The organism is Pseudomonas flavocrustae (genome assembly GCF_029872515.1).
GTDB lineage: Bacteria > Pseudomonadota > Gammaproteobacteria > Pseudomonadales > Pseudomonadaceae > Chryseomonas > Chryseomonas aestiva.
This window is the reverse complement of record NZ_JAPDIQ010000009.1, coordinates 155237-169238: the sequence shown is the minus strand read 5'-3', so window position 1 is coordinate 169238 and position 14002 is coordinate 155237. Positions and strand designations below refer to the sequence as shown.

Sequence of the window (14002 nt, the reverse complement as noted above, 5' to 3'; positions counted from 1 at the left end):
TGTACGGCTGGTGCGCCACGGCGCACCGTCTGAAGCCTGGGCCGTCCGGTCAGCAGATTCAACCGCACGGCTATGTCCTAGTGCATTGCTAGGATACTAACGAGTAACGGGGTGGGCTGTCTCCCGTTCGACAGGATTTTCCTTTCCACCACGTCTGCGGTGACCTGCACTAGCTGCCCGCCAGGGTCATGCCATCGATCAACACCGAGCCGGTGCGCAGACTGCCGCGGCGTTCCACGTCGCTGCCCACCGCCAGGATCTGGCGGAACATGTCGCCCAGCCGCCCGGCGATGGTGACCTCCTGGACCGGAAACTGGATCTCGCCATTCTCGACCCAGAAGCCGCCCGCGCCACGGGAATAGTCGCCGGTGACCAGGTTGGTGCCCTGCCCCATCATTTCCGTGACCAGGAAGCCGGTGCCCATCTGCCGGATCAGTTCGGCCTGGCCCGCCGTGCCGTGGCTGACATGGAGGTTGTGCACGCCGCCGGCATTGGCCGTGCTCTGCATGCCCAGCTTGCGCGCGGAATAGCTGCCGAGCACATAGGAGACCAGGCGGCCATTCTCGACGAAGGGCTTGGCGTAGGTGGCCAGGCCCTCGCCGTCGAAGGCGGCACTGCCCAGGGCGCGCGGCAGGTGCGGCCGCTCGTCCAGGGTCAGCCAGTCGGGAAACACCTGCTGGCCCAGGGCGCCTTCGAGGAAGGACGACTTGCGATAGAGATTGCCGCCGGAGATGGCGGCGAGAAAGGTGCCGAACAGACCGGCCGCCATTTCCGGGGAAAACAGCACCGGGACCTTGGCGGTGGGCACCGGCCGCGCGCCCAGGCGGCTCACGGCGCGCTCGGCGGCGCGGCGGCCGATTTCCTCGGCACTCATCAACTCGCTGCCGATCCGGTTGACGTCGTAGTAGTAGTCGCGCTGCATGGCCTCGCCACTGCCGGCGATCATCACGCAGCTCAAGCTGTGGCGGGTGCTGGCATAGCCGCCGACGAAGCCGTGGCTGTTGCCGTACACCCGGCAGCCCTGGTGGGTATTGAGGGTGGTGCCGTCGGCGTTGCCGATGCGACTGTCGGCGGCATAGGCCGCCGCCTCACAGGCCAGGGCCTGCTCGATGGCCTGCTCGGGGGTGATGTCCCAGGGATGATAGAGATCGAGATCGGGCAACTCGCCGCGCGCCATCAGCTCGGCGTCGGCCAGGCCCGCACAGGGATCCTCGGAGGTGTGCTTGGCGATGGCCAGGGCCGCAGCCACGGTTTCGCGGATCGCCTCGGGACCGGTAGCGGAGGTACTGGCCGAGCCCTTGCGCTGACCGGCATAGAGGGTGATGCCAAAGCCCTGGTCGCGATTGAATTCGACCGTTTCCACCTCGCCCTTGCGGACCGAGGTGGACAGGCCCTGGTCGACCGATACGGCCACTTCACCGGCACTGGCGCCCTGGCGCCGGGCCTCGGCCAGGATGGCCTCGACCTGTTCGCGCAATTCGGGGAGCGCAGCGGGACCCACGGCGGCGTTGCGATTCATGACGTTCTCCTTACGGACGGCGCCGGCCAGGCCGGACAACCGTGCGGCAACTCGTTATGATGGCGCCCATTCTTAGCTGGACCCCATAGTTCATGGTTGATTCTTACGACGACGACGCGCCGCTGGGCGAAAAGAGCAAGACACAGGTCAAGCGCGAGCTGCATGCGCTGCAGGATCTGGGCGAACGCCTGGCCGGTCTGCCGGCCGAGCAGCTGGACCGCCTGCCGCTGACCGATCCGCTGCGCAAGGCCCTGGCCGAGGCGCCCAAGCACAAGACGCACATTGCGCGCAAAAGGCATGTCCAGTACCTGGGCAAGCTGATGCGCGACCAGGACCTGGAAGCCATCCTGGCGCTGGCCGACCAGATGGACACCTCGACGCGGCAGTACAACGAGCGCTTCCATGCCCTGGAGCGCTGGCGCGACCGGCTGATCGCCGAGGGTGACCAGGCCCTGGAAGCCTTCGTGGCGCTCTATCCGGAAACCGACCGCCAGCACCTGCGCGGCCTGGTGCGACATGCCCAGCACGAGGCGGCGCACAACAAGCCGCCGGCGGCGGCGCGCAAGGTGTTCAAGTACATCCGCACCCTCGACGAGAGCCAGCGCGGTCTGCGCTAGGTCCCTGTCCGCGATGGCCACGGCCGGCGCCTGCATCAGGCGCCGGTGCCGCCCACGGTGATGGCATCGATCTTCAGGGTCGGCTGACCCACGCCCACCGGCAGTGACTGGCCGTCCTTGCCGCAGGTCCCTACCCCCGCATCCAGCGCCAGGTCGTTGCCGACCATGGACACCCGGTTCATGACCTCGGGGCCGTTGCCGATCAGGGTGGCGCCCTTCACCGGGCGACCGAGCTTGCCGTTCTCGATCAGATAGGCCTCGTTGGTGGTGAAGACGAACTTGCCGCTGGTGATGTCCACCTGACCGCCGCCCAGGCTGGCGCAATAGATGCCCTTCTCCACCGAGGCGATGATCTCGGCCGGATCGCTCTGGCCGGCCAGCATGTAGGTGTTGGTCATGCGCGGCATGGGCAGGTGCGCATAGGATTCGCGGCGACCGTTGCCGGTGGGCGCCACGCCCATCAGCCGGGCGTTGAGCTTGTCCTGCATGTAGCCCTTGAGGATGCCGTTCTCGATCAGCACGTTGTAGCCGCTGGGCGTGCCCTCGTCGTCGATGGACAGGGAGCCGCGACGATCCGGCAGGGTACCGTCGTCGACGATGGTGCACAGCGAGGACGCCACCTGGCGACCGAGCTGGCCGCTGTAGTTGGAGCTGCCCTTGCGGTTGAAGTCGCCTTCCAGGCCATGGCCGACCGCCTCGTGCAGCAGCACGCCGGACCAGCCGGCGCCCAGCACCACCGGCAGGGTGCCCGCCGGGGCCGCGGTGGCTTCGAGATTGACCAGCGCCTGGCGCACCGCTTCGCGGGCATAGCCCAGGGCGCGGTCGTCACGCTGGAAATAGCGGTAGTCGCAGCGACCGCCGCCGCCGCTGTTGCCGCGCTCGCGGCGGCCGTTCTGCTCGACGATGACACTGACGCCCAGGCGGACCAGCGGGCGTACGTCGGCAGCGAGGGTGCCGTCGACCGCGGCCACCAGGGTGCGCTCCCAGACCCCGGCCAGGCTGATGGTGACCTGCTGGATGCGCGGATCCAGGGCGCGGGTCGCCTCGTCCAGCTGCTTCAGGAAGGTGACCTTGGTGGCGCGATCCAGCACTTCGAGGGGATTGTCCTGGCCATAGAGCCGCTGCGCCGGCTCTACCGCGCGAAACGCCTGGACCTGGCCTTCGGCACCGGTGCGGGAGATGGAACGCGCGGCCTGGGCGGCCAGATCCAGGGCCTCGCCGGTAATGGCGTTGCTGTAGGCGAAACCGGTCTTCTCGCCGGACAGCGCCCGCACCCCGACGCCCTGGTCGAGGTGGAAGCCGCCTTCCTTGACGATGCCGTCTTCCAGCAGCCAGGACTCGGAGACGATGCTCTGGAAATACAGGTCGGCGGCGTCGATGCCGGGTCCGGCCAGACGCTGCAGCACGGGTTGCAGATCGTCCACCGCGAGTCCGCCGGGGCCCAGCAGGGCCGAGCCGACGCTATTCAGGTAATCACTCATGGAAACTCCAGACGACGCCACCGGGGGCGTCGGAACGATGAAAGGGCCGCGAGGTGACCTCTAGCCTACTCGCGGAAGTGACTGATCCCTGATGCAAAAGACCAATGGCCGTCATTGCCGTTCGGCCAGGCGCGCCGGCAGGAAGCGGCGGTGCTGGGTGACGGGCATTCGCTGGCGCGATTGGGCCTGGCGCTCGGCATCGCGCTCGATGAGCAGCACGGCCTCGCCGCTGGCCTGGACGGCAAGCACCTCGCCCCAGGGATCCACGGCCATGGCGTGGCCCCAAGTCGTGCGGCCATTGGCGTGGACACCGCCCTGGGCAGCGCCCAGCAGGTAGCTCTGGGTCTCCACCGCCCGGGCGCGCAGCAGCAGCTCCCAGTGGGCCTGGCCGGTGGGCACGGTAAAGGCCGAGGGAGCGCTGATCAGCTCCGCACCGGCGGCGCGCAGGGCGCTGTAGAGTTCGGGAAAGCGCAGGTCGTAGCAGACGCTCAAGCCCAGGCGGCCAACCGGGGTGTCCACCACCGTGAGGGTCTCACCGGCGGCATAGTGGTCGGATTCGCGATAGCTGCCCTGGCTGTCGCTGACGTCGGCATCGAAGAGGTGCAGCTTGTCGTAGCGGGCGACGCGGCGACCTTGGTCGTCGAACAGCAGCGAACAGGCACAGGGCTTGCCCTCGGTGGCACCGTCGGGCAGCAGCGGCAGGGTACCGGCGAGCAACCAGAGCCCCAGTTCGCGCGCCCGACTGGAGAGCCAGGGCAGGATCTCGCCCTGCCCCAGCGCCTCGGCCCGCGCCAGCTCGGCGGGGGCCGGATGGCCGATGGCGACGAAGTTTTCCGGCAGCACCGCCAGGCGCGCGCCCGCTCCGGCAGCGCGTTCGAGCAGTCGCTCGGCGGCGCGCAGATTGGCCGCCACCGCGGGGCCGCTGACCATCTGCAGGATGGCTATGGACATGCAGGCACTCCAGAAGGGAGCGTCCATCCTAAGCAGCGGTGCGGCCGCAGGGCAATGCTCAATCGCGCTTGCCCGTGGTCATGGTCGGATTCTGCCAGGGGCCTTCGATGTGGTAGTTGATGCTGGCCATGCGCGTGATGCGATCGCCGATCAGTCGATCGACGATGAACAGCGCGCCACCGATGGCCGGTGCCCCGGCGATCAGCGCGGCCAGCGGCAGGGAGTTGCTGACCGGCAGCCCTACCTTGAGGTTGGCATCGACCCGGTTGCTGGCCATGTCCAGCAGGCCCTGCAGACTCATCTCGGCACCCGGCCCGCTGAGGCTGATGGGCTTGCGGGTGCGGAAGGCCCCCTGCTGGGCGTCGAGCACCCCGGTGATGCTGTCGTAGCTCAGGCCCTTGCCGAACAGATCGGAGAAATCCAGCCGCAGGCGGCGGCGGATGGATTCGAAATTGAGCAGACCGAAGATGCGCAGCGCCGAGGCCGTGCCTTCCACCTGGCGCAACTGGCCGTCATTGAAGCGGGCATCGAGGCTGCCATTGAGGCGGGCCAGGGCGACATAGGCTGGCGAGCCGGGCCAGTCGACCCGGGCATCCAGGCGGAAATCGCGACTGGTGACGCTGGAGGCGAAATTCCAGCCCAGCAGGATATCGGCGATATTGCCGCCGGCGAGGCGGCCCTGGTAGTAGCTGTGGGTTGCACCTGGCGCGCCTTCCCAGCGCAGCGCGCCCTGCACCTTGAGGCCCCGCAGGTCGAGATCCAGGGCGTTGAAGTTGGCGCCTGAGGGCGAAGGCCTGAGCTGCAGGCGCTGGGCACCCACCAGACGGCCGCCCAGCTCCAGGCGATCGATGACCAGATTCAGCGCCGGCAGGCTGCGCGGATCGACGTCGGCCAGCGGATCGGGGCGCGGCGCCTCGCTTTCCACCGAGGGGTCCGCCGGCGTCTGGGGGATGCGCAGGTGCTGCAGGTTGATGTCGATCGGCTGGCCGGTCTGGCGCGGGATGCGCACCTGGCCGGCGATGGTCTGGCTGGCCAGGCCGAGTTGCCAGGCGCTGCCCTGGGGTTCATAGGTGAGGCGCAGGTTGTCGATCTGTTGCCCGAAGGCCAGGAAGCGCCCGAAGCTGAGATCGCCCCGCCCGAGGCTGGAGACGTCCAGGGTGTTGCCACCGCCCTGCCCTGCACTGCCGCCGCTCCCCGCCTTGCCATAGCGCTGGTAGATGTCCTGCCAGGCGGCCAGGTCGAATTCCGCCAGTTGCCCGCGCAGGTCGTAGCCGGCGGCGGTGGGCAGATTGGCGGTGCCGCCGCCCAGCACGATCTCGCCGCGGCCCTTGGCGATGGCCTTGGGATCGAGCAGCAGCACGGCATCGGCGAGGCCCTTGTAGGTCGCCTCCACCCGCCGCTCGCCGTCGTTGAGCGCCAGGCTGAAGAAGCCGTCACGTGCCTCGTCGGCATTCTTGCCGAAGGGCGCCGGCAGATCGATGGCCACCCCGCGCAGATCCGAGGTGACCGCCAGTTCGCCGTGCTCGGCCAGGGTCAGGCCGAGGCGATAGCCGAGCAGGCCGCGCGCCGGGATGGGTCGTCCTTCGCTGCCCAGCCAGCGCGCCAGCTGGTCGACGTCGACCCGGCCGTCCACCACCAGCCGGGTGCGCGGATCGTCGGGTTTGCCCTCGGCCAGCGCCTGACCGCGAATGGGCTGGTCGAAGACCCGCGCCTGGATGTCGGGGGCACTGAGGCCGCTGCGGGTGTCGTAGCGGAAGGTGCCGCGCAGCTCGGTGAGGGTCAGCGGGGGATCGGCCAGTTCCAGGCGCGCCTTGTCCGGCGTCAGCTCGACCACCACCACCGGTGGCTGCCCCTTGGCCAGGGGGATGTCCAGGTTCAGGCTGCTGTTGGCGAGCGCGCCCTCGCCCTTCCAGCCGGCAAAGACCTTGGCGGTCGGCAGCGGCGTTTCCTGGAGGATCTTCAGTCCATCGCGCACACTGCTGTCGAGTCGCGCGCTGAGCCGCAGGTGCGGCGCGCTGCCATCGTGCAGCAGCGGGATGCGCGCCTCGACGTCCCTGACCCGGGTGTCGAGGATGCGTCCTTCGGGGACCTGCACCTTGACCCCATCGCTTTCGATGAAGACATCGCCGCGCGCCTCGCGCAGGGCGGGCCAGCCAGGCTGATAGGCCAACTGGGCGTCGTGCACCCGGAAGAACAGACTCATGGTGCGCGAGTGCGCCGGCGAGCCGTGGCGCAGCGATCCCTGGTACTGGTAGATACCCTCGTCGATGCGACCGCCGACGATGGCGGTGCTCAGCCACTGGGCCAGCTCCGGGCTGAAATCCGTGGCCGGCAGTTTGGTCGGCAGGTACTTGCGGGTGTAGCTGGCGTCGCCATCCTTGAGGCCGACGCGCAGGTCCATGTAGCTGTCCACCTCGGGATGCAGGCCGAGCTGGATATGCATGTCGCCACTGGCAGCGCCTTCCGGGCCGGTGACCTGCATCAGGGCACTGCCCAGGGTGAAGCGCTGGTCGTCGAGACTCCAGGTCAGCCGCGCCCTGGCGGTGCGATAGCGCCAGGGTTCGGGAAAGAGATCGCTCAGGTGCAGCATGAAGTCGGTGGTATCCAGACGCAATTCGCCACCGCCCAGGCTACCGCTCAGGCTGCCGGTGACGCCCTCGGCGGCCGGGGCACCGTGATAGGCGGCAAAGCCCACGCGATCCAGGTTGGCTGCATAGGAAAGGCGCTCGCGCAGCGGCTTCTGCGGATAGAAGTCGGCATTGAGGTTGCGCAGCTGGCCATGGGGCGCCAGGGCCAGGAGCGCCTGGGCAACCGGTGCCGGCAGGGGCGCCAGGTCCCGCGCCAGCCTGGCGGCCTGCCTGAGATCCAGCTGGTCGCCGCGCACCTGCAGGTGCTGGGCGGTGCTGTCATAGCCAAGGCCATAGCGGGCCTCCAGCGGCTTGCCGTCGAGCTGGGCCTTGAACGCCAGGGCACCACGGTACTGGCTGGCGTCGCCGGCCTGCTGGTCGGCGTCCAGGGTCAGGGCCTGCAGGCGCACCGGCGGATGATCGGCGTAGGCGAGTGTCAATTCATCCGCTTTCAGCCGCAGGTGGGAGCGCTCCAGTCGACCTTCGGCCCAGGCGAACCAGAGCTCGCCTGCCGCCTGGGCACGCCGCAGTTGCCACTGCCGGGTCAGGGCCGCCGGCACCCAGCGGGACCAGTCGCTGGCGGGCAGGCTGAGATAGCCTTCGACGGTGCTGGCACGCCAGTCTTCGGGACGCGGCATGGCGGTGAAGTGCGCCGCTACCGTGCCACCGTCGGGCAGCCGGAAACGGGTCGCCAGTTCCAGGGCGCCACTGAGCTGCCGGGACAGACTGGCCTCGGCGTACCTCAGGGTCACCGGCGAACCCCGCTGGGGAATCAGGCTGAGCTGGCTGTCCAGCAGACTGGCATGCCCCAGACGTGCCAGGCCATCGAGCAGCGGACCCGGATCGAAGGGCTTGGCATCCGGCGCTCGCGGCGGCAGGCCGCGCAATTGCCAGTGCCCCTGGGCGTCTTCCTGCAGGACCAGATGGACGCCATCGACCTGTACGGACTTGAGTCGCAGTTGGCGATGCCAGAGGCTGCCGAAGACATCCGGCACCACCTGGAGATGATCCAGCTGCACCATGCCCTCGCCGCGTCCCAGGGACAGATCGCGCAGGATCAGCACCGGATTCCAGCGGGCCCAGCGTCCTTCGAGTCGGCCCAGGCGCACCGGCTCGCCGAGCGCCGCCGCAGCGCGCGACTCGACTTCGTTGCGGTATTCGCCGACCCAGGGCATGAGCAACCGCCCCAGGCCGAGGTAGAGCGTCAACAGGACGAGCACCAGCAGCGCCAGACCCAGCGCGCCGCGTTTGAGCAGGGACATCAAGACCCGGACCTAGAGCAGCACGACATCGTACTGCTCCTGGGAATACATGGTCTCGACCTGGAATTTGACGGTGCGGCCGATGAAGGCCTCGAGATCGGCGACGTTGCCCGATTCCTCGTCCAGCAGCCGATCCACCACCTTCTGGTTGGCCAGCACCAGGTAGGAATTGGCCTGGTAGGCCCGCGCCTCGCGCAGGATCTCGCGGAAGATCTCGTAGCAGATGGTCTCGGCGGTGCGCAGGATGCCGCGCCCCTGGCAGTTGGCGCAGGGCTCGCAGAGCACCTGGGACAGGCTCTCGCGGGTGCGCTTGCGGGTCATCTGCAAGAGGCCCAGTTCGGTGATGCCGATGATGTTGGTCTTGGCATGGTCGCGTTCGAGCTGCTTTTCCAGGGTACGGATCACCTGGCGCTGGTGCTCTTCGTCTTCCATGTCGATGAAGTCGATGATGATGATGCCGCCGAGATTGCGCAGCCGCAGCTGGCGGGCGATGGCGGTGGCCGCCTCCAGGTTGGTCTTGAAGATGGTCTCTTCCAGATTGCGATGGCCGACGAAGGCGCCGGTGTTGACGTCGATGGTGGTCATGGCCTCGGTGGGGTCGATCACCAGATAGCCACCGGACTTGAGCAGCACCTTGCGCTCCAGGGCCTTCTGGATCTCGTCTTCCACGCCATAGAGGTCGAAGATCGGCCGCTCGCCCGGATAGTGCTCCAGCCGCGTCGCCACCTCGGGCATCAGCTCCTCGACGAACTGGCCGATGCGCTGGAAATTCTCGCGACTGTCGACGCGGATCTTTTCCGTGCGCGGCCCGACCAGATCGCGCAGGGCGCGCAGGGCCAGGGTCAGGTCTTCGTAGATGGGCACCGGCACCGGTCCCTGGAGGTTGCCGGAAATCTGCTGCCAGAGCCGTCGCAGGTAGCGGATGTCGGCGAGGATGTCTTCTTCGCGCGCCGCCTCGGCGGCGGTGCGCAGGATGAAGCCGCCCTCGTGCTCGATGCCCTCGCTCTCCACGCAGCGCGCCATGATCGCCTTGAGCCGCTCGCGCTCGGCTTCGTCCTCGATCTTCAGCGAGATGCCGACGTGGGAGGTACGCGGCATGTAGACCAGGTAGCGTGAGGGAATCGACAGGTGGGTGGTGAGGCGGGCGCCCTTGGTGCCTATGGGGTCCTTGGTGACCTGCACCACCAGCGTCTGGCCCTCGCGTACCAGGGCGTTGATGCTTTCCACCGCCGCACCCTCGCGTTGGGATATCTCGGCGGCATGGATGAAGGCCGCCCGCGCCAGGCCGATGTCGATGAAGGCCGCCTGCATGCCCGGCAGCACCCGCACCACCCGCCCGCGATAGATGTTGCCGACGATGCCGCGTCTCAGGGTGCGCTCGACGTGCACCTCCTGCAGCACACCGTTTTCCACGACGGCGACACGGGACTCCATGGGAGTGATGTTGATGAGGATCTCTTCGCTCATGGAGGACTCTTGGACAACGTGGAAGGGCAGAAAGGGGACCGTGGCGCCAGGCGCCTCAGCACGGGATATTCGGCCGTCAGACAGACCGCCAACAAGGGATGGCGAAAGCGCTCAGCAGTTCCGCGGTCTCGCACAGCGGCAGCCCTACCACGGCGCTGTAACTACCCGTCAGGCCGCGCACGAAGACCGCGCCGGCGCCCTGGATGGCGTAGCTGCCGGCCTTGTCGGCCGGCTCGCCGGTGTCCCAGTAGCGTTCGGCCTCGCCGGGCGCCAGGGGGCGGAATTCCACCTCGGCGGACACCACGCGACTCAGGCAGCGCTCGCCATCGGCGACGGCGACGCCGGTCACCACCCGGTGCCGGCGTCCGCTGAGGGCGGCGAGCATGGCCAGGGCGTCGGCGCGATCCCGGGGTTTGCCGAGCAGCTGGTCATCGAGCACCACACAGGTATCGGCGCCCAGCACGCAGCCGGCGGAGGCACCGCCCAGCACCTGTCGGCCCATGGCTGCCTTGGCCCGCGCCAGGCGTTCGACATAGGCGTCCGCCGCCTCCCCCGGATGCGGGGTTTCGTCCACCGTTGCGACGACCTTCTGGAAGGCCACGCCGATCTGTTCGAGCAGTTCGGCGCGGCGGGGCGAAGCGGAGGCGAGGTAGAGCTGGGACATCGACAACAACCAGACGGCGGGGGGATGACGGGAGAATGCCAGCCTGTTGCAGGTGAAACCAGCTTAGTTGACGCCGAATCTGAGGCGCAGCCCGCGGAGCAGCAGGTAGATCCACGGCCAGAGCAGCGCACTGACCAGCGAGGGGGTGAGAAACACCAGGGTCGGTGGCCGGCTGCCAGCCAGGGCGTTGAGCCACAGCGCCAGCAACTGGGCGATGCCGTAGACCACCAGCAGCACGAAGCTCTGCTGCCAGATGGGAAAGGCCCGCAGCCGCTGCGCCAGGGAGCGCACCAGAAAGACCACCAGGCTCAGCACCAGGGCGGTCTGGCCCAGCAGGTTGCCGTAGAGGACATCTTCGGCGATGCCCATCGTCCAGGCGGTGAACAGGCCGACGCGGTGCGGCAGGGTCAGGGTCCAGAAGGTAAGCAGCATCGCCAGCCACAGCGGCCGGCCGATCTCCATGAACTCGGGCATGGGCACGACGGACAGCAGCAACCCGACCAACAGGGTGAGCCAGATCACCCACCCGTTGTGGCCGATGCGCAGCGCCATCAACGATCACCCTCGTCCGGCAGTTCCGGCGCCGGTTGCTGGACCCGGCGCTGCGGTTGAGCGGCGTTAGCGGCCGGATGGCTCGGCGTGGCGGTCGCGCCCTGCGCCGGCGGCTTGGCCGGTGTCACCGGATGCGCCGCGCTGCCGCTCGCGTTCGCGGGTGGCTTGGTCGGCGTGGCGGGATGGGCCGAGCTGCTGCCCTGGCCCGCGGGCGGCTTGGCCGGCGTCGCGCTGCGACTACCGGTGCCGGTGCCGGGCGCCGGCGTGACATTGGCGGCCGCCGGCTGCGCAGCCGAGGCGCCGGCCGGCGGCGGATTCGCCGGCGCGGCCGGGCGCTGGGCCGCGTGGCGATCGGCGGCCTCCTGGGCCTCGGCGGCGTCGTTGGCGCGCTGCTCGGGTGTGCGGGTATCGCTGAACACCAGCAGCATGTAACGACTGCGATTGAGCTTGGCGGTGGGAATGGCGCGCACCACGGCGAAGGGTTGCCCCGAGTCGTGGATCACCTTGGAGACGGTGGCCACCGGATAGCCCGCCGGGAAGCGCTGGCCCAGGCCGGAACTCACCAGCAGGTCGCCTTCCTTGATGTCGGCGGTGTCGGCCACATAGCGCAGTTCCAGCCGCTCGGGATTGCCGGTGCCGACGGCGATGGCGCGCAGGCCGTTGCGATTGACCTGCACCGGAATGCTGTGGGTCACGTCGGTGAGCAGCAGCACCCGCGCCGAATAGGGCATCACCTCCACCACCTGGCCCATCAGGCCGCTGGCGTCGAGCACCGGCTGGCCGACGAAGACGCCGTCCTTCGCGCCCTTGTCGATGATGATGCGATGGGTATAGGGATTGGGGTCGACGCCGATCAGTTCGCCGACCAGTACCTTGTCGTCCACCAGAGCGGCGGAATTGAGCAGCTCGCGCAGGCGCACGTTCTGCTCGGTGAGGGCGGCGAGTTTCTGCAGGCGGCGCTGCAGCAGCAGTTGCTCGGCCTTGAGCCGCTCGTTTTCCGCCATCAGTTCGGTGCGGCTGGAAAACTGGTCGCTGACGCCTTCCCAGGCACGCAGGGGAAAGCCCGCCACCTCATAGAGGGGCGAGAGGACCAGCGCCAGTTCGCTGCGTACCGGTTTCAGGTAGTCGAAGCGCGCGTCGGTGACCATGACACCCACCGAAAGGGCGGCCAGGATCAGCAGACGAATGCCCAGCGCCGGGCTTTTGCTGAAAATCGGCTTGATGGTGAGTTCCTCGCAGAACGCGCCCGGCGCTCCGGCCGCCAGGGGCGGCCGGAGCGGGGCCTGTAGCCTGGAACTGCCTTATTCGGTGGACAGCAGGTCCATGGCGTGGCGATCCATCATGTCCAGCGCCTTGCCGCCGCCACGGGCCACGCAGGTCAGCGGGTCTTCGGCGACGATCACCGGCAGGCCGGTTTCCAGCGACAGCAGCTTGTCCAGGTCGCGCAGCAGGGCGCCACCACCGGTCAGCACCAAGCCACGCTCGGCGATGTCGGAGGCCAGCTCCGGCGGCGACTGCTCCAGGCAGCTCTTGACCGCCTGGACGATGGTCGCCAGGGATTCCTGCATGGCTTCGAGCACCTCGGTGGAATTGAGGGTGAAGCTGCGCGGTACGCCCTCGGCCAGGTTGCGGCCACGGACGTCGATCTCGCGGACCTCGCCGCCCGGGTAGGCGGTACCGATTTCCTGCTTGATGCGCTCGGCGGTGGATTCGCCGATCAGGCTGCCGTAGTTGCGACGCACGTAGGTGACGATGGCTTCGTCGAAGCGATCGCCGCCGACGCGGACGGATTCGGCATAGACCACGCCGTTCAGCGAGATCAGGGCGATCTCGGTGGTGCCACCGCCGATGTCGACGACCATGGAGCCATGGGCTTCCTCGACCGGCAGACCAGCGCCAATGGCCGCGGCCATCGGCTCCTCGATCAGGAATACCTCACGGGCACCGGCGCCCAGCGCGGATTCGCGAATGGCGCGGCGCTCGACCTGGGTCGACTTGCAGGGCACGCAGATCAGCACCCGCGGACTGGGCTGCAGGAAGCTGTTCTCGTGCACCTTGTTGATGAAGTATTGCAACATCTTTTCGCAGACGCTGAAGTCGGCGATGACGCCGTCCTTCATCGGGCGGATGGCGGCAATGTTGCCCGGCGTCCGACCGAGCATGCGCTTGGCGTCGGTACCGACGGCGACGACGCTCTTCTGGTTGCCATGGGTACGGATGGCGACGACCGACGGCTCGTTGAGCACGATGCCACGCTCGCGGACATAAATCAGGGTGTTGGCGGTTCCCAGGTCGATCGACAGATCGCTGGAGAACATGCCACGCAATTTCTTGAACATGAGGTGACCCTAGGCGGTGACAAGCAGGCACGCGACAGGACAAACGTGCGGGTAAAAAAGTGCGGCAGACTCTAACAATCGCAGGGATTTAGGGCAAGGCGCCGATATGCTAGATTGAGAGCTTTTCCGGGCCGTTAAGCCCCTGTTCAACGCGGCGCCCGACCCGCCCAGCCCGTCTCCAGCATACGCGGCCGCCAACCGGGTCACGCCGCCTTCCTGCTTGGAGAAGCCGATGGCGCTCGAACGCACCGACGTCGAAAAGATCGCTCACCTGGCCCGCCTGGGTCTCGATGAAGCGGATCTCGCCGCTACCACCGCCACCCTCAACGACATCCTCGGCCTCGTCGACCAGATGCAGGCCGTGGATACCACGGGTATCACCCCCCTCGCCCACCCGCTGGAAGCCACCCAGCGCCTGCGACCCGACCAGGCTACCGAAGACGACCGGCGCGAGGCCTACCAGGCCATCGCCCCGGCCGTGGAAGCCGGCCTGTACCTGGTTCCCAAGGTGATCGAGTGAGAC

The 14002-nt window shown here is 68.1% G+C and carries 11 protein-coding genes; 2 read left to right on the top strand and 9 right to left on the bottom strand.

Going from position 1 to position 14002, the window contains the following annotated elements; translation table 11 throughout:
* Positions 1-169: 169 nt before the first annotated feature.
* Positions 170-1519 carry a metalloprotease PmbA gene (pmbA, locus tag OMP44_RS19490; RefSeq protein WP_280310577.1) on the bottom strand — a complete coding sequence of 450 codons (1350 nt, stop codon included), beginning with the start codon at positions 1517-1519 and terminating at the stop codon, positions 170-172.
* Positions 1520-1611: 92 nt separating this feature from the next.
* On the opposite strand from pmbA, the gene yjgA reads away from it, so the two are divergent.
* The gene (gene yjgA, locus OMP44_RS19485) at positions 1612-2136 is read left to right on the top strand and encodes a ribosome biogenesis factor YjgA (protein ID WP_133859845.1); all 525 of its coding nucleotides are present in this window, start codon (positions 1612-1614) and stop codon (positions 2134-2136) included.
* A 35-nt stretch (positions 2137-2171) separates the two neighbouring features.
* Here yjgA and tldD read toward each other — a convergent pair whose 3' ends face one another.
* From tldD to mreB, 8 genes are all read right to left on the bottom strand, one after another.
* A complete protein-coding gene (tldD, locus tag OMP44_RS19480) occupies positions 2172-3617 on the bottom strand; it encodes a metalloprotease TldD (RefSeq protein WP_280310574.1) in 1446 nt (481 codons plus the stop codon).
* Positions 3618-3728: 111 nt separating this feature from the next.
* A complete protein-coding gene (locus OMP44_RS19475) occupies positions 3729-4568 on the bottom strand; it encodes a carbon-nitrogen hydrolase family protein (RefSeq protein WP_280310572.1) in 840 nt (279 codons plus the stop codon).
* 58 nt (positions 4569-4626) lie between these two features.
* Positions 4627-8457 carry a YhdP family protein gene (locus tag OMP44_RS19470; protein ID WP_280310570.1) on the bottom strand — a complete coding sequence of 1277 codons (3831 nt, stop codon included), beginning with the start codon at positions 8455-8457 and terminating at the stop codon, positions 4627-4629.
* 12 nt (positions 8458-8469) lie between these two features.
* Positions 8470-9924, bottom strand: coding sequence for a ribonuclease G (gene rng, locus OMP44_RS19465; protein WP_280310568.1), 1455 nt, complete (start codon positions 9922-9924; stop codon positions 8470-8472).
* 76 nt (positions 9925-10000) lie between these two features.
* Positions 10001-10588 (bottom strand): Maf family protein, encoded by a 588-nt coding sequence (locus tag OMP44_RS19460; RefSeq protein WP_187978679.1) that lies wholly within the window; start codon positions 10586-10588, stop codon positions 10001-10003.
* Between the two features lie 63 nt (positions 10589-10651).
* On the bottom strand, positions 10652-11140 hold the full coding sequence (gene mreD / locus OMP44_RS19455; RefSeq protein ID WP_133859851.1) for a rod shape-determining protein MreD: 489 nt from the start codon (positions 11138-11140) through the stop codon (positions 10652-10654).
* Positions 11140-12354, bottom strand: a complete 1215-nt coding sequence (gene mreC, locus OMP44_RS19450; protein ID WP_280310657.1) for a rod shape-determining protein MreC — start codon at positions 12352-12354, stop codon at positions 11140-11142. The genes mreD and mreC overlap by 1 nt, the downstream gene beginning before the upstream one ends.
* Before the next feature lie 87 nt (positions 12355-12441).
* Positions 12442-13479 (bottom strand): rod shape-determining protein MreB, encoded by a 1038-nt coding sequence (gene mreB, locus OMP44_RS19445; RefSeq protein WP_133859853.1) that lies wholly within the window; start codon positions 13477-13479, stop codon positions 12442-12444.
* 232 nt (positions 13480-13711) lie between these two features.
* Between mreB and gatC the strand changes: the two genes are divergently transcribed.
* Positions 13712-13999 carry an Asp-tRNA(Asn)/Glu-tRNA(Gln) amidotransferase subunit GatC gene (gene gatC / locus OMP44_RS19440; RefSeq protein ID WP_280310563.1) on the top strand — a complete coding sequence of 96 codons (288 nt, stop codon included), beginning with the start codon at positions 13712-13714 and terminating at the stop codon, positions 13997-13999.
* The last annotated feature ends 3 nt before the right edge of the window (positions 14000-14002 follow it).